The organism is Streptomyces racemochromogenes (assembly GCF_044129415.1).
GTDB lineage: Bacteria > Actinomycetota > Actinomycetes > Streptomycetales > Streptomycetaceae > Streptomyces > Streptomyces racemochromogenes_A.
The window spans coordinates 1-17888 of sequence record NZ_JBBDHD010000131.1; the positions used below are offsets into that span (position 1 = coordinate 1).

The following is a 17888-nucleotide window of genomic DNA, read 5'->3' on the forward strand; positions in this document are numbered from 1 at the left end:
CCTCGCGGATCAGGTCGACGGCGTGGGCGACCGAGTCGATCCCCGAGGTACAGCCGGTGGACACCACCGTGGCGGGGGCCGCGGCGCCCCCCGCCCCCCCCCCGGGGGCGGGGCCCGGGGGGCCGGCGCGTACCCCTAGTAGGGGTTGGCCGGGGGCGCGGGCGGCGTGGTGGCGGGGGCCGGCGGGGGCGTGGCCGGGGCCGGGGTGGTGGCCGGCGGGTAGGGCTCCGTGGCGGTCTCCGAGGGCGGCTCCGAGGGCGGCTCGGAGGACGGCTCGGAGGGGGTGCCGGTAGCAGTGGCGGCCGGGGGTTCGGTGGCGGTCCCCGACGCGGGGCCGGTGGGCTTCGCGGTGGACGGGGCCGAGGAGGCGGCCGGCGGGGTGGTGCCCGCCGACGCGGGGGGCGCGCTCGGCGGGACGGTGGTGGGCACCGGGGTCGCGACGGCCGGGGGCGGGACCGGCTTGTCCGGCTTCGGGGAGGCGCCCCGCCCGCGTTCGAGCCAGCGGTGGTCCTGGTGGTCGTAGATGACGAAGGCGTTCACGGTGTGCTCCGCCGGCGCGACGGCCACCACCTTCTCCGGCTCGTACGCGCTCCACGGCTGCCCGTGCCGCTTGGGGTTGGCCTTCAGCGCCACCGGCGGGCCCAGCGGGTTCCCGCACACGCAGCGCACCCGGGGCACGCCCCGGTCGTCCACCAGCACGGCCGTCCCGGCCTGGAGCACGGCCTGGTAAGGCGTGGCGGTGCCGTCGCGGTAACCGTGGTTGGTGACCCGGGTGTCCAGGCGCAGCTGGAGGGGGCTGAGCCCGCGCAGGTAGCCGGGTACCGCGCCCGGTTCGAGGCCGAGGGCGGAGGCGAACGCGGCGTTCTTGGCGGGGTCTCCGGAAAGGGCGGCGATCTGCTTCTCCACGTCGCAGCTGGCGACGTCCCGCGTGCCGCCGTAGAGGCCGGGGGCGGAGCCGCTGACGCTGCGCGTGCCCGTCGTGCCGGCAGCCGTGCTCGCGGCCGCGCCGGTCGCCGGGCCGGGGGGCTTGCTCTGCGGCGGCGGGGTCGCCTGCCGGGCGGCGGTGGAGTCGGTGAAGGGGTCCGGCCCCGATGCGGCGGCCGGCTGGAGGAACACCTCGCCGCCCGCCTGCCCCGAGGAGCCGCCGGGCCGGGTCAGCACCACGGCGAGGGCGGCCACGGCCACCACCGCCACGGCCGCCGTCACCAGCCGGGGCACGGACCGCCACCAGGGCCGTCCGGGCGGCTCACCGCCGGAGGAACCGCCCCCCGATCCGCCGGGGGGTGCGGGCGGTGGGGGCGTGGACCCCCTGTCCCCGCCCGAGAGGGGGCCGGAAGGGGGACCGGTGGGACGCTCCGAGGCCGGCGGCTGCGAGGAGAACGGGGGCGGCTGCCCGCCGGACGGCTGAGTGGTCACGGGCCCTTCTTCCCGAGCACCGAACGGGGTTGATTCCGGACATCTGCCGGATTTCAGGCACTCTTGCCGCCCATTGTGTGCGCGGTCCGAGTGGTGGCCGCAAGCCGGGGATGCCACGGTTGCAGGGTGAACAGCACCTCCGCGAGGGCGTGGCGTGACGCCCTCGTCGCCGTCGTGGCGGGCTTCGCGGTGATGACCGCGGTGGCCGCCGCCGGGCTGGCCTGCGCCGGCGCGGCCGACCTGCCGGGCGGCGCGTTCGCCCATGTGGTCGCCGCCGTCGTCGTGATGGCGTCCGGCGGCGAGGTCCGCATCACGGGCGGCGCCGGGCTGCTGGGCGGCGCCGACGCGAGCCTGTCCGTGCTCCCGCTGTCGGTGAGCCTCGCCGGCGCGCTGACCACCGGGTACCTGTTCCTGCGCCCGCTGCGCCACCGCGCGGTGGCCCGGCCCCGCGAACTGCTCGTCCGGGGCGCCCTGCCGACGGTGTTGTGGCTGGTCCTCCTCACCCTCTTCGCGCTCTTCGCCGACCACACCTTCCGCCTGCTCAACGGCGACTCCCCGCTGGAGGACCTCGGCGATCTCCTCGACTCCACCCCGACGGCGGGCTTCCGGGCGGACCTGCCCGCCACCCTGGGCTTCGGACTGCTGTGGATCGTGGGCCTGTTGCTGATCGCCCTGCTCGTCTCCCCGCGCGCGCCCCTGCCGGCCGGCCTGCTGCGCTTCCACACGGCGGTGCGCCCGGCCGCGTTCGCCACCGCCGTGCTGCTCGTCGGGTACGTGGCCCTCGGGCTCGTGATCGGCCTGGTGGTGGCCGCCACCCAGGGGCACGCCACCCGGACGCTGGCCGTGCTCCTGCTCGGCCTGCCCAACCTGGCCTGGCTCGGACTGACCCTGGGCTTCGGGGGCGCCTGGCAGGGCCGGGCCGAGGGCCCGTTCGGCCTGCCGGTGCCCGAACTGCTGGACCGGGTGCTGCGCGGGCCCGACCTGTCCACCGTCGACGTGTCCTCCCTCGCCCGGCATGACGGCCGGGCGTGGTGGCTGGTCGCGGTGGCCGTCGTCGCCCTGCTCGGCACGGGCGTGCTGGCCGCCGTGCACTCCCCGGCCGGGATCCGGCCCTGGCAGCACGCCCTGCACCTGGGGGTGGCGCTCGCCCTGGCCACCCTGACGGTCTGCCTGCTCGGCCGGATCGAAATCCGGTTCGGGCTCTCGCTGCTGGGCATCGGGGACGATTCGGGGCTCGGCGGCAAGGTCGAACTCACCGCCTCACTGTGGCGTACGACCGGCCTCGGGCTGCTCTGGGGCGCGGTGGCCGGATTCCTCGGCGCCCTCCTGGCCCGACCCCTGTACCACCCCGGCCGGGTGGACGGACCCGCGCCCGCCGGGCGGCAGCACCCGTAGGCGTCTCAGGCCCGGCCAGGCGTCTCAGGCCCGGCCGCGGAACACCGGCAGGGCCCACCGCGGCGGCGGGGGCGGCGGCGGGGGCCCGGCGGCCTGTACGAGGGCTCCGGCCTCCGCGGCGGCCCCGCCGACGGCGCCCGCCACCGGGGTGGCGGCCGGCACGGTACCCGCCCGGCGCAGGGCGCCCGTGAACTCCAGACAGCTCCCCCAGCGGTCCTCCGGGGACTTCGCCAGGGCCTTCGCCAGCACCTCGTCCACCGCCGCCGTCAGCTGCGGCCGCCGCGAGGACGGGGCGGGCGGCGGATCGAACTGGTGGGCCCACAGCAGGGCCATGTCGTCGTCCCGCTGGAACGGCGGCCCGCCGGTGAGCATTTCCTGGACCACGCACCCCAGGCTGTACACGTCGCACCGCCCGTCCACCGGTTTCCCGGCGATCTGCTCGGGCGCCACGTAGTCCAGCGTGCCGACGAACTGCCCGACGCTGGTGAACCCGGTCAGCGACAGGGACTTCTTGGTCAGTCCGAAGTCCGTCAGGTAGACGTGCTCCGGGTGTTCGCTGTCCGTGCCGTCCGCGACGAGGATGTTGCCGGGTTTGACGTCGCGGTGGACGAGGTCGTGGTCGTGGGCCGCGTCGAGCGCGGAGGCCACCTGGCCGGCGATCCGGGCGGCCGTCTCCACGGGCAGCGGGCCCGTCCGGTCCAGCAGGGCCCGCAGGTCCTGCCCGGCGACGAACCGCATGGCGATGTAGAGCAGTCCGTCCGTCTCCCCCGCCTCGAAGACGGGCACGATGTGCGGGTGGTCGATGGCCGCCGCCGCCTTCGACTCGTGGGCGAAGCGCTTGCGGAAGGTGTCGTTGCGGGCGAGTTCGGGGGCCAGCAGCTTCAGCGCCACCGTACGGTCCAGCCTCAGGTCGCGCGCCCGGTAGACGACCGCCATCCCGCCGCGCCCGATCTCGCTCTCCACCAGATAGCCGGCGATCTGCTTGCCCAGCAGTCCGGAGGGCCGGCCGCCCAGTGAGTCGGCGGCTCCCATCAGCGCTCTCCGGTCCCGGGGACGTCCACGGTGCGGGTCGGCTCATGCCCCGTCTCGGGCGGTACGGGGGCACCCGCCGAGGTCTCCGCCTCCGCCCCACCGCCCGCCGGGGCCGCGGCCGGTGGCGCCTGCGGCTCCGGCGGGAGGCCGGACGCGGCGCCCGGTCCGGAGACCACCGCGTAGGTCGCCAGGCGGTTGCCGTCCGCGTACATCCACCGCCGCGAGGACTCGTCGTAGAGCCACGCGGACTCCCCGTCGATGACGATCCCCACGCGCAGCCCCCGCACGGCCCGTCCGAAGTCCTCACCGCCCGAGGCGCCGTCGGCGTGCTCCCGTACGGCGCGCCGGTAGCGCTCCAGGGCCTCGGCGGCGCGGCCCAGCAGCGGTCCGGGGTCCTCGGTCCGGGCGAGGGGCCGGCCGGACGTGGGCGGGGGCTGCGGGACCGCCACCAGCAGCCGTCCGTCGACCCAGGCGGACCAGCCGTTGGCGCAGAGGATCTCCGTCCACTCGCCGCGCCGGGTGAGCAGTTGCACGGGCAGGAACGGGTCCAGGGGCGCGGTCGGGCGGGCCACGTCGGGAGCCTCCCAGGCGGGGAGCCCCTCCTGGGGCACGACGTGGGTGGGGTGGAACTCCGGGATCGGTTCGGGGAAGGTCATCGCCTCGGCTGCTTCCTCATGACGGCCGGCTCCTGCATGCGCAGCAGCCGTGCCACCACCAGGCCGAAGGCCACGGCCTGGACGATCATCACGGCGATGCAGAACAGCCACACCCGGGCCTCGTGGTGGAAGAGCGGGTCCTGCGTGATCTTGCCGGGCATGATCCTGCCGAGCTGGAGGGTGGCGCCCATCGCGCCCATCGCCCACCGGGAGGGCGCCAGCCACGCCACCTGTTCGAGGAAGGGGACGCCGTAGAGCTTCAGCAGACTGCCGCAGAAGACGACCTGGATGATGGCGAGGAGGACCAGCAGCGGCATGGTGACCTCCTCCTTGCGGACCAGGGCGGAGATCACCAGGCCGAGCATCATGGCGGTGAAGGACAGCAGGGCGACGGCGATGGTGATCTCCAGCAGCGGAGGCAGCAGCACGCCCTTGCCCTGGGGGGCGTTGAGGTCGACTCCGGCGAGGGCGATCAGGGTCAGCACGACGGCCTGGGCGACGGTGATGGTGCCGAGCACCACCACCTTCGACATCAGATAGGCGGTGCGCGACAGCCCGACGGCGCGTTCCCGCTGGTAGATGACGCGTTCCTTGACCAGTTCGCGGACCGCGTTGGCGGCGCCGGTGAGCACCCCGCCGATGGTGAGGATGAGCAGGGCGTTGAGCACGGTCTCGGCGGTAAGGGTGCTCCCGGCGAGCGCGCGGGCCATGACGCCCATCATGAACGGCAGCGCGACCATGATGACGAGGAAGGTGCGGTCGGCGCCGAGCACGGCGGCGTACCGGCGGACCAGGGTGGACAGCTGGGAACCCCAGCTCTGCGCCTTCGGCGGCGGTGCGGGCGGCGGTGCGGGCGGCGGTGCGGGCGGCGGTGCCGCCGGGCCGGCCCCCGGGGAGGCCGCCGCTACGGGCGCAGGCCCGCGGGCGGTGAGTTCGACGTAGCGCCGGTGGGCCGGCGAGGCGCGGAAGGCTCCGGCCCAGTCGCGCTCCCGGTCGTTCTCGAAGACCTCGAAGGCCTCGGGCCACTCCGCGAACCCGAAGAACCCGAGGGCCTCCTGGGGCGGGCCGAAGTAGGCGACGCGCCCTCCGGGGGCCAGGAACAGCAGCCGGTCGCAGACGTCGAGGCTGAGCACGCTGTGGGTGACGACGATGACGGTGCGTCCGTCGTCGGCGAGGCCGCGCAGCATGTTCATCACCGAGCGGTCCATGCCGGGGTCGAGGCCGGAGGTGGGCTCGTCGAGGAAGAGCAGTGAGGGCTTGGTGAGCAGTTCGAGGGCGACGGAGACCCGCTTGCGCTGGCCGCCGGAGAGGCTGTGGATGGGCTGGTCCGCCCGCTGGACGAGGCCGAGCTCGCGGATCACCTCGTCGACGCGGGCCTCGCGTTCGGCCCGGCTGGTGTCCTGCGGGAAGCGCAGTTCGGCGGCGTAGAGGAGGGCGCGGCGGACGGTGAGCTGGGCGTGCAGGATGTCGTCCTGGGGGACGAGGCCGATGCGGCTGCGCAGTTCGGCGTAGTCGTGGTAGAGGTCGCGGCCGTCGTAGAGGACGGTTCCGGTGTCGGCGGGGCGCAGGCCCGTGAGCGCGCCCAGGAGGGTGGACTTGCCGGCGCCGCTGGGGCCCACGACGGCGAGCAGGCATTTCGCGCCGACGGGGAAGGTGACCCCCTCCATCAGGGTTTTGCGGCCGCGGTCGACGGTGACGCCGAGGCCCTGGACGTCCAGGGAGACCTCGCCGGTGTCGGTGTACTCCAGGAGCCGGTCGCCGACCAGGCAGAAGGCCGAGTGGCCGATGCCGACGATGTCGCCGTCGGTGATCCGGGCCCGGGTGACGGGAGCTCCGTTGAGGTAGGTGCCGTTGTGGCTGCCGAGATCGACGATCTCGAAGGTGCCGTCGGCGAGGGCGCGCAGCTCGGCGTGGCGGCGGGAGACGACGAGGTTGTCGAGGACGAGGTCGTTGGCGGGGTCCCGGCCGATGCGCAGGGCGGTCCGCGCGGGCACCGCCCGGACGCTGGTGGGCTGCCGGAAGGTGCTGGTCATGGCCGGATTGGTGACCGAGGAGGGGCGGCCCCGGAGGGCGGGCCCGGGCGGGGCGGGGGGCGGCGTACGGCCGACGAGGACGGCGCGGGGGCCGTCGACGGCGTTGCCGAAGCGCAGTTCGCTGCCGGGGCCGACGCTCTCGGCGCGGACGCGGTGGCCGTCGGCCGCCCAGGTTCCGTTGGTGCTGTTCTCGTCCTCGACGGTCCAGTGATCTCCGTCGGGGCGCAGGACGGCGTGGTGCCAGGAGACACGGGCGTCGTCGAAGCAGATCTCGCAGAGGGGGTCGCGGCCGACGTGATAGGTCCTGCCGGGGCTCATCTCCGTGGAGCCTCGGGCGGTTTCCAGGACGAGTTCGGGCGCGGTCGGCACACCGGGGCGCTGGACCATGAACAGATTTTCGCACGATCCGCCGAGCTCGGCATAAGCGCAGGTCAGGCGGGTCTTATGGGTAATGACAACGGTCCCCGTTGCAGCCTTTGCCCTCTGCGTCCGGGTGCGCTTCACTTCACGCGTCGGAACCGAACAGCCGAAGAGACGAGGGAGCCGATGACCGGCCGCGACAGCCACGACCTCGACCACGGGCCCGGTACCGGGAGCGTGCACGAGCACGGCCCCGGGCCGGACCACGGCCACGGCCACGGCGGGCACAGCCACGGCCCCGGCGGCCACAGCCACGGAGTGGACCCCGACGCCGACCGCCGATGGCTGGCGATCGCGCTGGCCCTGATCGGCGGCTTCATGGCCGTCGAGGTGGTCATCGGCGTGCTGGCCCATTCGCTGGCCCTGATCTCCGATGCCGCGCACATGCTGACGGACGCCGTGTCGATCGTCCTGGCGCTGGTGGCGATGCGGCTGGCGGCCCGGCCGGCGCGCGGCGGGTTCACGTTCGGGCTCAAGCGCGCGGAGATACTCTCCGCCCAGGCCAACGGCCTGACGCTGCTGCTGCTGGCCGTCTGGCTGGCGTACGAGGCGGTGCGCCGGCTGATCGATCCGCCGCCGGTGGAGGGCGGCCCGGTGCTGGTGACGGCGCTGGCCGGGATCGTGGTGAACGTGGCCGCGGCCTGGTGCATCTCGCGGGCGAACCGGACCTCGCTCGCGGTGGAGGGCGCCTACCAGCACGTCCTGAACGACCTGTTCGCCTTCATCGGGACGGCCGTCGCCGGTCTCATCGTGCTCACCACCGGTTTCGTGCAGGCCGACGCGATCGCCTCGCTGGTGGTGGTGGCGCTGATGGTCAAGGCCGGGTACGGGCTGGTGCGCGAGTCCGGCCGGATCTTCATGGAGGCCGCTCCGGCGCACCTGGACCCGGACGCGGTCGGCGACCGGCTCGCGGGGCACCCGCCGGTGTCGGAGGTGCACGACCTGCACATCTGGACGATCACCTCGGGTCAGGCGGCCCTGTCGGCGCACGTCCTGGTGGAGCCGGCGGGGGACTGCCACGCCGTGCGGCGGGATCTGGAGGCGCTGCTGGCGAAGGAGTACGGGATCACCCACACCACCCTCCAGGTGGACCACGTCCAGGACGAGCTGCTCTCGGTCGGCCGGGCGGGTGAGGGACCCGAGGACGCGGACCCGCACTGCGCGGACGCGCACGGCCCGGTGCACCGCCAGGGGCCGCACGCGCACTGATCGCCCTCCGGCGGGGCATGTATGGGACCGTGACGCAACCGAAGAGGTACAAGCAGAGCGCGGGCCTGCTGCTGTTCCGCCGGAGCGGGGACGGGGCCGGCGGTGACGGCGGTGACGGCGGCATCGAAGTCCTGCTCGGCCACATGGGCGGGCCCCTGTGGGCGGGCCGGGACGCGGGGGGCTGGGCGATCCCCAAGGGCGAGTACGGGCCGGACGAGACCCCGCGCGACGCGGCCCGCCGGGAGTTCACCGAGGAGCTGGGGCTGCCCCCGCCGGAGGGCGAGTACCTGCCGCTGGGCGAGGTCCGGCTGAGCAGCGGGAAGCGGGTGACCGTCTGGGCAGTGGAGGCCGACCTCGACCCCGCGCTGATGGTGCCCGGGACCTTCACCATGGAATGGCCGCCGCACTCCGGGACCGAGCGGGAGTTCCCCGAGCTGGACCAAGTGGCCTGGTTCGACCCACCGACGGCCCGAAACAAACTGATTGCCGGTCAAATCCCTTTTCTGGAGGGGTTGTTGACCCTCCTGACGGATTGACCTGACCTTTACTTGCCAACAAACCTCACCTGCATGGACATTGCACATATGACGAACGTCGTGCTGGTGGGAACCCTGGACACCAAGGGTGTCGAGTACGGCTGGCTGCGCGAGAGGCTGCTGCGCGCCGGCGTCGAGGTGGTACTGGTCGACACGGGGATCATGGGAGAACCCCGGGTTCCCGCGGACGTGCCGCGCGAAGAGGTGGCGCGGGCCGCGGGAACCGAACTCTCACGGCTGCGCACGGACGCCGACCGGGGCGCGGCCGTGACCACGATGGCCCGGGGCGCGGAGGCGACCCTCTTACGGCTGCACGCCGAGGGCCGCCTGCACGGCGTGCTCGCGATAGGCGGCAGCGGAGGCACCTCGATCGCCACCCGGGCGATGCGGGCCCTGCCGCTCGGGGTGCCGAAGCTGATGGTCTCGTCGATGGCCTCGGGGGACGTCTCCCCGTACGTCGGCTCCTCGGACCTCACCATGATGTACAGCGTGGTGGACATCGCCGGGATCAACAGCATCTCGGCGCCGGTCCTGGCCAACGCCGCGGAGGCGATCGCCGGGATGGCCAAGGGCTTCGCCCGCTCCGCGCTGGACCGCAGCCGCCCGGCCCGGCTCGGCTCGGGATCCCGGCCGCTGGTGGCCGCGAGCATGGCGGGGGTGACCACGGCCGGCGTGGACGCCGCCCGCGAGCGGCTGACCGAGCTCGGCTACGAGGTGCTGGTCTTCCACGTCAGCGGCACCGGCGGCCGCACCCTGGAGAAACTGGCCGGCCAGGGGGTCTTCGCGGGAGTCCTCGACCTGACCCTGAGCGAGCTCGCCGACGACCTGTGCGGCGGCATCCTCACGGCCGGGCCCGACCGCCTCAGCGCGGCCGGGCGGGCCGGGGTCCCGCAGGTGGTGAGCCTGGGGGCGCTGGACATGGTGAAGTTCGGCCCGCTGGAGACCCTGCCGGAACGGGCCCGTTACCGGCGGGTGCGGGTGCACAACCCGTCGATCACGGTGATCCGCACGACGGAGTCCGAGTGCGCGGAGCTCGGGCGCCGGGTGGCCGCCAAGCTGCGTGCGGCGACGGGTCCGACGGCGGTCTGCGTGCCGCTGCGCGGGCTGTCCACCCTGGGCGCGCCGGGAGGGCCGTACCACGACCCGGAGGCGGACGGCGCCCTGTTCTCGGCGCTGCGCGAGGGCCTGCGCGACAGCTCCGCGCGGCTCTACGACTACGACACGCACATCAACGACCCGGCGTTCGGGCGGGCGGCCGCGGACCGCCTGCACGCCATGATCGGCGCCGTGTCGGCCGCGGCGTGAACCGGGCCTGACCGCATTCGGGTCGTTCACGTCCGTTTCCGGTCCCTTTCCGCCCGCTTCCGACCGTTCCCGGCCTGTCCGCCCGTCCGAGGTTCGGACGGGCCGGTGGGTCGGGAACCGGCCGTGGCTCAATGGTGTCCCTGGGTGTGGCCGGTCGGAACCGACCGGTCCGGCTCTGGGAGACGGTGGCGCCACGGAGGGGGGCGGGGATGAACGACGGCTGGACGGTACCCGGGTACACCGAGGTCCGGGAGCTCGGCGCGGGCGGCAGCGGCCGGGTCGTGCTCGCGGTCCACGACGGCACCGGCACGGCGGTCGCGGTGAAGTACCTCAGCGACCGGATGCGCGAGGACCCGGCGTTCGTCCGCGAGTTCCGGGCCGAGGCCAGGCTGCTGGGCGGCCTGGTCTCCCCGTACGTGACGGGCTTCTACGAGTACGTCGAGGCGCCGGACGGGGCCGCGATCGTCATGGAGCTCGTCGACGGGGTCTCCCTGCGGGCCGTGCTGCGCGAGTCCGGGCGGACGGAGCCCGAGGCCGCCCTGGTGGTCCTGAAGGGCTCGCTGCTCGGGCTGGCCGCCGCGCACCGGGCGGGCGTCGTGCACCGCGACTACAAGCCGGAGAACGTCCTGGTCGCGGCCGACGGCTCCTCCAAGCTGGTGGACTTCGGCATCGCCGCGGGCCGCGGCACCACCCCCGGCGTCGCGGGCACCCCCGCCTACATGGCCCCCGAGCAGTGGCAGGGACAGCCGGCTTCACCGACGGCCGACGTGTACGCGGCCACGGCGACCTTCTTCGAGTGCCTGACCGGCCGCAAGCCCTACGACGGCGCGAACTTCGCCGAGCTCGCCGTCCAGCACATCGAGGCGCCCGTACCGGAGACCGAGGCACCCGAACCCGTACGGCCGCTGATCCGCCGGGGCCTGGCCAAGCGGCCGGAGCAGCGGCCGGAGAACGCCGAGGCCTTCGTCGCCGAACTGGAGGCCGTGGCGCTGGCCGCGTACGGCCCGCAGTGGGAGGAGCGCGGACAGCGCAAGCTGGCCGCGCTGGCGGCCCTGCTGCCGCTGCTGTTCCCTTCCGCGGGCGGCGCGGCCGCGGGCACCACGGCGGTGGCCACCACCTCGATCGGCTCGGGCTGGGCCCCGGGGCGCGGCGGCTGGCTGGCGACCGGTCTGGCGCTGGTGCTGGGAGCGGTCCTGGTGTTCACGACGGACGCGGTCGGCACCCCTCCGCCGCCCTCGGCGCTCAGCGACTTCGCCACCACCAGCCCCTCCGCGCCCGGCTCCGCGCCGACGCCCGGCCCACCGGCACCGGGCCCCTCCCCCACCGCCCCGCCGTCGCCCTCGGGCAGCCCGACGCCGACGGCCTCCTCCTCGCCGACGGCCACGCCGACGGCCTGGCCCTCCACGACCGGCAGCCCCTCCTGGAGCCCGACGCCGACGGCGAGCCGGTCGCCCGCGCCGACGCCCACACCGACCCCCACCCCCAGTCCGACCCTCCAGGTGACCGAGCTCGCCGTCTCCCTCAAGCCCGGGGCGTACCGCGCCGACGCATCCGTCTCCCTGGCCACCCGGGGCAGCGGGCCGGTGACGATCGTCCTGCAGTGGTACCTGGGGAACGCGCAGGGCGCCTACTCGGTTCCCGACGGAACCGACACGATCGTGGTCGAGGCGGGCGCACCGACCACCGTGGTCCGATCCCACACCTTCCCGCGCGGCCGCGGCTGCTACGCCGGCGTCCGGGTCACCACGAAGCCCGCCGCGGCCGACGCCCCGGCCTCCGACTCCCAGCCGCTGGTGCGCTGCACGGACCTGGAGCCGCCGCGATGAGCGATCCGCACGCCCCGCAGGACGACGACTACAGCGCCACCGTCCTCGGCAGCCACTGGTTCAGCGGCCCGCCGCCCCCGGCCGACGCCGCACCCGACCGGGTCGAAGGCGCCGTGCTGCGCTTCGGCCCGGGCGTGACGGCGGCCCTGCCCGCTCCCTTCCCCGTGGCCCCCGCGCCCGCCCCCACCCCGCCCCGGCGGCGGGGCTGGCGCCGCTACACCCTCGCCGCCGTCGTGCTGGCCGGGGTGATCGCGTACCTGGGCTGGCAGCGGTTCGGGCCCGGGGTGCAGGTGCGGGAGGTGGCGGTGAGCACCGACCCGCGGGGCCCGGCGTGCGACACGGCGGCCGACGTGGTGGCCGTCGTACGGACCGACGGCCGCCCGGGGACCCTGACGTACCGCTGGGTCCGCAGCGACGGCACCCGCTCGGAGGACCTCACGGAACGGATCCCCAGCGGGCGCCGTGAGGCGACCCTCCACCTCATGTGGACCTTCAGGGGCCACGGCACCTACCCGGCCCGTGCGGAGCTCAGGCTCCTCTCCCCGGCCCGGCTGACGGCGGCCACGGAGTTCACCTACACCTGCCCGCGCTAGGGCCTGTGCCGTGTTCCCTCCGGCGACACTCCCTGGGAGCACGGCCGCTGCCGCTCGGACGCCGGGTCCGCGCGGAAGGCCCGCGGCCGCTTCGGGGAGCGACCGCGGGCCGTTTCGCGTACCCGTCCCCCGCCGCAACCGGGGGACGGGGTCTCAGAACCGCGCGTGGGCGGTGATGTCGGCCTGGAACTCCCCGGTCATCGCCGGGGTCACCGTGGGCCGGCACTGGGCGACCGCCGCCAGGTAGTCCGCCGTGGTCGCGCCGGGCTGGGCCGCCGCACCGCGCGCGCCGACCGCCTCCAGGTCCCGTTCGAAGGACACCTGCGCAGCGGTCCGCGCCGCGTGCTCGATGTCGGCCGGGGTGAACAGCTCGGTCGCCGCCACCAGGGCGGCCACGTCCACGTCGGCGCGCCCGGCGGTGTAGCGGGACCAGATCGCGGCGCGGGCCCCGGCGTCCGGGGTGCCGATCGGGATCAGGTAGTCGAAGCGTCCGGGCCGCAGGAAGGCCGGGTCGAGGGAGCGGATGGAGTTGGTTGCGCAGACCAGCAGCCGCTCGTCGCCCTCCCGGAAGCCGGGTATCAGCTTGAGCAGCTCGTTGGTCACGCCGTGGGCACCGCCGGGCTGCGCGGGCTCGGTGCGCACGGGGGCGATCTCCTCGACCTCGTCGATGAAGACCAGCACCCGCTCCAGCTCGGCGATCCGGGCGAAGGCCTGGCGCAGGGCGGCCGCCAGGTTCCCGCCGTCGGCGAGGCGCGAGGGCAGCAGCTCCACGAAGGGCCAGCCCAGCCGGGAGGCGATGGCCCGGGCGAAGGTGGTCTTGCCGGTGCCGGGGGGCCCGAAGAGGGTGATGGCGCGCGGCGGGCGCACCCCGTGCGCGGCGGCCCGCTCGGGCTCGGCCAGCGGCAGCACCACGCGGCGCTCGATGAGCTCCTTCTCCTGCTCCATGCCGGCGACCTTGGCCCACAGGTCGTTCGGCAGGAACCGGCCGCCGAGGTCGTCGAGGAGTCCGGCCGCCGGGCCGTGCAGCGGCTCGGTCTTCTCGAAGTAGGCGACGGCGGGCTGGCGGGTGTACCCGGCGTTGAGGAGGCCCTCGCCGAGCAGGTCCTCCTCGGGCAGGACGTACGCGATCCGCCCCACGCGGGCGGCGATCAGGCGCCGCTCCAGCTCGACGAGCAGGGCGCTGGCGAGGCCGCGTCCGCGCCAGCCGGCGGCGATGGCGATGCGCATCACCCAGGCCCGTTCGCCGGTCACGCAGGCGAGGGCCGCGCCGATGGGGACCCCCTGGTGGACGGCGACCACGCACGGCTGCCGGTCGGTCAGTGCGCTGATGCACTCGGCGAGCGAGAAGACCGACTCCTGGCCGAGTTCGGCCGTCGTGTCGATCAGATGGACCACCGCCGCGAGATCGCCCTCGCGGTAGTCGTGGATGAGCCAGTTCACCGGGTACCGCCCCTCGTTCGTGCTCTTGCGGCGAGGCTAGGGGCGGGCGGGCCCGGCGCTCACGTACCGCCGTGCACAACATCGGGACGCGAAACCCTCCGCGGCGTCCATAGACCGGTGGGTTCCGCCGAAGCCGCGCCCCCCGGGCCGGGGCCGGTTCATGGCTTCCGACAGGTCCCCGCCGGAGCGCCATTCACAGCTGATTCATATGCGTTTCCGTGCCGGGGCCACAGTTTTTCCGGGGAGGCTCGGACGCATGATCCAACGCTTCCTCCCCCGCAAGGCGCCCGGTCGTCCCCGCGCCCGTGCCCGGCGCGCGTCACGGATCCTGCTCGCGGTGACCGCGATGGGCGGCCTGCTCGGCCTGGACCTGCCCGAGGCGGGGGCCGCGTCCCCGCTCGGGGTGACCGGCGAGGCCCCCGCCGACGCGGTGGCCGGCCGGGTCGGGGCACTGTTCGCCGGCGGGCTCGACGGGGGGCACTTCTGCACCGCGTCCGTGGTGCGCAGCCCGGGGCACGACCTGATCGCCACCGCCGCGCACTGCCTGGACCACCCGGACACCACCGTCTTCGCCCCCGGCTACCGGGACGGCGAGGCCCCGTACGGGCTGTGGCGGCTGACCCGCGTGTACATGGCCCCGGGCTGGAGGGACGGCCAGGACCCCGACGCGGACATCGCCTTCGCGACGGTCGCGCCGGCCGGCGCCGGGGAGACCCGGGCCGTGGAGGACGTGGTCGGGGGCTTCCCGGTGGCCCCCGCGCAGCCGGGCGACGTGACGGTGACCGTCCTCGGCTACCCGAGCGTGGAGGACGCCCCGCTGCGCTGCGCCAACGCGACGAGCCTGTTCTCGCCCACCCAGCGGCGCATCGACTGTCCCGACCTGAGCGGCGGCACCAGCGGCAGCCCGTGGCTGGCGGGGGGCGCGCTGGCCGGGGTCCTCGGCGGCCACCAGGGCGGCGGCACGGTCCCGGAGGTGTCGTACAGCGCGGTGATGTCCGACGGGGCGACGGCCCTGTACCGCGAGGCGTCGGAGACCGCGCCCCGGGACGACCCCCGCTAGGCGCGGTCCCGGTCCGCCGGGGCCTCGAACCAGGTCGGCGCCTCGTCGAGGGAGCGCCGGATCCGGTGCAGGGCGAACGGCTCCAGCGGAGGCAGGGCGTCCGGGGCGAACCAGGCCACCTCCAGCAGTTCCCCGTCCGCCGGGCGGGCCTCGCCGCCGGTGGCCCGGCAGCGGAAGGTGATGTCCTGGTACTGGCAGACGTCCCCGTTGGCGTACGTGACCGGTTCGAGCATCTGCACCAGGACGACCCGCTCGGGCACGCACCGCACGGCCGTCTCCTCGTACACCTCGCGCACGGCCGTCTCGGCGGGCTGTTCGCCGGGCTCGGCGATCCCGCCGACGACCGACCAGCGGCCGGTGTCGGCCCGCCGCCCGAGCAGTACCCGCCCCTCGTCGTCGAAGACGACGGCGGTGACGCCCGGCAGCAGGAGCAGCAGGTGGCCGGCTCCGGCCGCCCTGATCTCGCGGATGAACTCGGGTGTGCTCACGCGCCGGCCCTACCGCTCCGCTCGGCGGGCACGGAGCCGGCGGGCCAGGACCGCCCCGAGGCCGCCCGCGGCGAGCACGACCAGCGCGTACTCGGGCAGCGGGCCCAGCCGGGTGGCGGGGGTCTGCGTGGAGCGCAGCGGGATCTCGTCGACGAGCGCGTCGGCCGTGAACATCTTCGTCTGCTTGACCACCGTGCCGTCGGGCCGGATGACCGCGCTGACCCCGCTGGTGACGGGGACGAGGACGCTGCGGCTGTGCTCGACCGCGCGGATGCGGTCCATGGCCAGCTGCTGATAGGTCATCTCGGTCCGGCCGAAGGTGGCGTTGTTGCTGGGCACGGCGATGACCTGGGCCCCGGCCCGGACGGTGGAGCGGACGGCGTCGTCGAAGGCGGCCTCGTAGCAGGTGACCATGCCGACGCCGGTGCCCGCCATGTCGAAGACGCCGGGCTCCTTGCCGGGGCCGAAGTCGCGGCGGACGCGGTCCACGTCGGAGCTGAACAGCCGGACGAAGGACCGCATCGGGATGCGCTCGCCGAAGGGCTGGATCTTGCGCTTGTCGTAGGTGTCCACGGGGCCCTTGGCGGGGTCCCACAGGATCATCGTGTTGCGCAGCGGGCCCGTCTCGGGGGCGAGGACCGAGCCGATGGCGGTGGGCACGCCGATGGTCTTGACGGCGTTGTCGATGACGGCGTGGGCGTCGGGCTGGGTGAAGGGGTCGATGTCGGAGGAGTTCTCCGGCCACACGACGAAGTCGGGCTTGGGGACCCGGCCGGCCTTGACGTCCTCGGCGAGCTGGATGGTGCGGTTCGCGTGGTTGTCGAGGACCTGGCGGCGCTGGGCGTTGAAGTCGAAGCCCGCGCGGGGCACGTTGCCCTGGATGACGGCGGCGACGGCGGTGCCGTCCTCGGCGGCGTCGGACACCAGCGGACGGGCCGCGAGCGCGGCGGCGACGGGGGCCGCGACGGTCAGGGCGGCGACGGCCGCGGCGGTGCGGGCCGGCTGGCGGCGGGCGAGGCGCGCGGCCCCGTACAGGCCGAACCCGCAGAGGGCGACGGCGAAGGAGAGCAGCGGGGTGCCGCCGACGGCGGCGAGCGGTACGAAGACCCCGTCGGCCTGCCCGTAGGCGAGCCGGCCCCAGGAGAAGCCGCCGAAGGGGGCGCGTGCGCGCAGGGCCTCGACGGCGACCCACACAGCGGCCGACCACACCGGTGCGGCGGGCAGCCGGCTCACGAGCGCGATGCCCAGGCCGGCCAGGCCGATCAGGAGGGACTCCAGGGTGACGAGGGCCAGCCACGGCACGGGGCCGACGCCCTCGCTGGTCCAGACGAGCAGCGGCAGCAGGTAGCCGAGCCCGAAGAGGAACCCGAGCCCGAACCCGGCCCGGGCGCGGCGGCCGCGCAGGCAGCCGGCCAGCAGGGCCAAGGCGAAGGGTGCCAGCCACCACAGGGGGCGGGGCGGGAAGCTGAGGTAGAGCAGCACTCCGGCGAGCGCGGCCAGGGCGGGGCGCGCCGACCGGGCGGCCCAGCGCTTCCCGGCGCCCGGGGAGCTCGCGGCGGCGGCCGCGGCGGTCCCGCTCGGGGTGTCCGCCACGGCTGGTGCGGCGGGCTGGGAGGGCTCGCTCTCGGCGGCCCGGGTGACACTGCTGCTCATTTGGCGGAGTGTACGTGGCCGCGCCCCAAGGGCGGGTAAGACCGGGCCCGGGACTCCGGTTCAGCGGGCGAGGGTGCGCAGGTGGGTGCGGATGACGCGGACCGCGTTCTCGGCGTCGTCGACGGTGACCGTGAACAGCCTCCCGTCACCGAGCCGCAGCTCCAGGCCCTCCCCGCGGCGGACGATCACCGCGGTGCCCTTCTCGGGCCGCCAGCGGTAGCCCCAGCCGCCCCACTGCCGCGGGGTGATCCGGGGGAGGAACTCGGCGGCGGTGACCTCCGCGAGACGGATCCTGCGGCGCGGCAGCCCGATGTGGCCGCAGCGCACCTCCATGGCCTCGGCGTCGACGGTGACGGCCACGTACACGAAGGCGAGGGTGCCGTAGAGGATCAGCAGCCCGGCGGCGAGGCAGCCGATCACGGACATCAGCAGGGGAACGTATCCGGAGGCCCAGGAGTTGTCGACGGCCAGCTCCACGCCCAGCGCGAGGCAGGCCGCACCGGCGGCGGCGAGCAGCCACTGCGCCCGGTTGGAGGCCCGACCCGTCCAGAGGGGGCCCGGAGGGTGACCCGTCATGAGCAGCAGCGTACCCACGTTCCACGGGTCCGCCACCGCCCCTGCGCCACTCGGCGCATCAAGCCCCCGGCCGCGGCCGCCCGGCTGGGAAGGACCAGGGCCTGTCGTCACACTCCCGTCTGCCCCGCGGGCGACGACGGGAGTTCGACGACAGGCCCTAGGTGTTCTGTCCTGGGAGGTTGTGGACGGGTGACGCAGGTCTCGGCTGAGGGATCTTGAACGGGTGAGGGCCTTCCGGGTTCGGTGTGGA

The 17888-nt window shown here is 74.9% G+C and carries 15 protein-coding genes; 7 read left to right on the plus strand and 8 right to left on the minus strand.

Annotated elements, in window-relative coordinates:
• Nucleotides 1-135 precede the first annotated feature (135 nt).
• Complete coding sequence (locus WDV06_RS31090; protein WP_395513144.1) at nucleotides 136-1416, minus strand: DUF6777 domain-containing protein; 1281 nt, start codon at nucleotides 1414-1416, stop codon at nucleotides 136-138.
• 126 nt (nucleotides 1417-1542) lie between these two features.
• Between WDV06_RS31090 and WDV06_RS31095 the strand changes: the two genes are divergently transcribed.
• Nucleotides 1543-2811 (plus strand): streptophobe family protein, encoded by a 1269-nt coding sequence (locus WDV06_RS31095; RefSeq protein WP_395513145.1) that lies wholly within the window; start codon nucleotides 1543-1545, stop codon nucleotides 2809-2811.
• A 24-nt stretch (nucleotides 2812-2835) separates the two neighbouring features.
• Here WDV06_RS31095 and WDV06_RS31100 read toward each other — a convergent pair whose 3' ends face one another.
• Genes WDV06_RS31100 through WDV06_RS31110 form a run of 3 tightly spaced genes read right to left on the minus strand, consistent with a single transcriptional unit; the run spans nucleotide 2836 to nucleotide 6919 of the window.
• The gene (locus WDV06_RS31100; RefSeq protein ID WP_395513146.1) at nucleotides 2836-3843 is read right to left on the minus strand and encodes a serine/threonine-protein kinase; all 1008 of its coding nucleotides are present in this window, start codon (nucleotides 3841-3843) and stop codon (nucleotides 2836-2838) included.
• On the minus strand, nucleotides 3843-4499 hold the full coding sequence (locus WDV06_RS31105; protein ID WP_395513147.1) for a hypothetical protein: 657 nt from the start codon (nucleotides 4497-4499) through the stop codon (nucleotides 3843-3845). Before WDV06_RS31105 ends, WDV06_RS31100 begins: the two co-directional genes overlap by 1 nt.
• Nucleotides 4496-6919, minus strand: coding sequence for an FHA domain-containing protein (locus tag WDV06_RS31110; protein ID WP_395513148.1), 2424 nt, complete (start codon nucleotides 6917-6919; stop codon nucleotides 4496-4498). The genes WDV06_RS31105 and WDV06_RS31110 overlap by 4 nt, the downstream gene beginning before the upstream one ends.
• Before the next feature lie 159 nt (nucleotides 6920-7078).
• Here WDV06_RS31110 and WDV06_RS31115 point away from each other — a divergent pair, with 159 nt between their 5' ends.
• The 5 genes from WDV06_RS31115 (at nucleotide 7079) to WDV06_RS31135 (ending at nucleotide 12421) form a co-directional block, all read left to right on the plus strand.
• Nucleotides 7079-8161, plus strand: a complete 1083-nt coding sequence (locus tag WDV06_RS31115; protein ID WP_395513149.1) for a cation diffusion facilitator family transporter — start codon at nucleotides 7079-7081, stop codon at nucleotides 8159-8161.
• Nucleotides 8162-8178: 17 nt separating this feature from the next.
• Complete coding sequence (locus WDV06_RS31120; protein ID WP_395513150.1) at nucleotides 8179-8697, plus strand: NUDIX hydrolase; 519 nt, start codon at nucleotides 8179-8181, stop codon at nucleotides 8695-8697.
• A gap of 48 nt (nucleotides 8698-8745) precedes the next feature.
• The gene (locus tag WDV06_RS31125) at nucleotides 8746-10002 is read left to right on the plus strand and encodes a Tm-1-like ATP-binding domain-containing protein (RefSeq protein ID WP_395513158.1); all 1257 of its coding nucleotides are present in this window, start codon (nucleotides 8746-8748) and stop codon (nucleotides 10000-10002) included.
• Between the two features lie 209 nt (nucleotides 10003-10211).
• Nucleotides 10212-11828: a serine/threonine-protein kinase gene (locus WDV06_RS31130; RefSeq protein WP_395513151.1), complete on the plus strand. Its 1617-nt coding sequence runs from the start codon at nucleotides 10212-10214 to the stop codon at nucleotides 11826-11828.
• Nucleotides 11825-12421 carry a hypothetical protein gene (locus WDV06_RS31135; protein ID WP_395513152.1) on the plus strand — a complete coding sequence of 199 codons (597 nt, stop codon included), beginning with the start codon at nucleotides 11825-11827 and terminating at the stop codon, nucleotides 12419-12421. Before WDV06_RS31130 ends, WDV06_RS31135 begins: the two co-directional genes overlap by 4 nt.
• A 153-nt stretch (nucleotides 12422-12574) precedes the next feature.
• Here the strand turns inward: WDV06_RS31135 and WDV06_RS31140 are convergent, their stop codons facing one another.
• The gene (locus tag WDV06_RS31140) at nucleotides 12575-13861 is read right to left on the minus strand and encodes an ATP-binding protein (RefSeq protein WP_395513153.1); all 1287 of its coding nucleotides are present in this window, start codon (nucleotides 13859-13861) and stop codon (nucleotides 12575-12577) included.
• Between the two features lie 256 nt (nucleotides 13862-14117).
• Between WDV06_RS31140 and WDV06_RS31145 the strand changes: the two genes are divergently transcribed.
• A complete protein-coding gene (locus WDV06_RS31145) occupies nucleotides 14118-14921 on the plus strand; it encodes a trypsin-like serine peptidase (RefSeq protein WP_395513154.1) in 804 nt (267 codons plus the stop codon).
• Here WDV06_RS31145 and WDV06_RS31150 read toward each other — a convergent pair.
• From WDV06_RS31150 to WDV06_RS31160, 3 genes are read right to left on the minus strand one after another with little or no spacing between them, the layout of a single operon-like run.
• Complete coding sequence (locus tag WDV06_RS31150) at nucleotides 14918-15409, minus strand: NUDIX hydrolase (protein ID WP_395513155.1); 492 nt, start codon at nucleotides 15407-15409, stop codon at nucleotides 14918-14920. The genes WDV06_RS31145 and WDV06_RS31150 overlap by 4 nt on opposite strands.
• Before the next feature lie 9 nt (nucleotides 15410-15418).
• A complete protein-coding gene (lnt, locus tag WDV06_RS31155) occupies nucleotides 15419-17062 on the minus strand; it encodes an apolipoprotein N-acyltransferase (RefSeq protein ID WP_395513156.1) in 1644 nt (547 codons plus the stop codon).
• 60 nt (nucleotides 17063-17122) lie between these two features.
• Entirely contained in the window at nucleotides 17123-17638 is a 516-nt protein-coding gene (locus tag WDV06_RS31160; RefSeq protein WP_395513157.1) for a hypothetical protein, read from the minus strand.
• Between the last annotated feature and the right edge of the window lie 250 nt (nucleotides 17639-17888).

Bases quoted from the DNA above. Each gene is read 5' to 3' on its own strand.
- WDV06_RS31125 (WP_395513158.1), top strand. From the start codon at position 8,746: ATGACGAACGTCGTGCTGGTGGGAACCCTGGACACCAAGGGTGTCGAG.
- WDV06_RS31120 (WP_395513150.1), top strand. From the start codon at position 8,179: ATGTATGGGACCGTGACGCAACCGAAGAGGTACAAGCAGAGCGCGGGC.
- WDV06_RS31100 (WP_395513146.1), bottom strand. From the start codon at position 3,843: ATGGGAGCCGCCGACTCACTGGGCGGCCGGCCCTCCGGACTGCTGGGC.
- WDV06_RS31145 (WP_395513154.1), top strand. From the start codon at position 14,118: ATGATCCAACGCTTCCTCCCCCGCAAGGCGCCCGGTCGTCCCCGCGCC.
- lnt (WP_395513156.1), bottom strand. From the start codon at position 17,062: ATGAGCAGCAGTGTCACCCGGGCCGCCGAGAGCGAGCCCTCCCAGCCC.
- WDV06_RS31115 (WP_395513149.1), top strand. From the start codon at position 7,079: ATGACCGGCCGCGACAGCCACGACCTCGACCACGGGCCCGGTACCGGG.
- WDV06_RS31160 (WP_395513157.1), bottom strand. From the start codon at position 17,638: ATGACGGGTCACCCTCCGGGCCCCCTCTGGACGGGTCGGGCCTCCAAC.
- WDV06_RS31110 (WP_395513148.1), bottom strand. From the start codon at position 6,919: ATGGTCCAGCGCCCCGGTGTGCCGACCGCGCCCGAACTCGTCCTGGAA.
- WDV06_RS31130 (WP_395513151.1), top strand. From the start codon at position 10,212: ATGAACGACGGCTGGACGGTACCCGGGTACACCGAGGTCCGGGAGCTC.
- WDV06_RS31105 (WP_395513147.1), bottom strand. From the start codon at position 4,499: ATGACCTTCCCCGAACCGATCCCGGAGTTCCACCCCACCCACGTCGTG.
- WDV06_RS31135 (WP_395513152.1), top strand. From the start codon at position 11,825: ATGAGCGATCCGCACGCCCCGCAGGACGACGACTACAGCGCCACCGTC.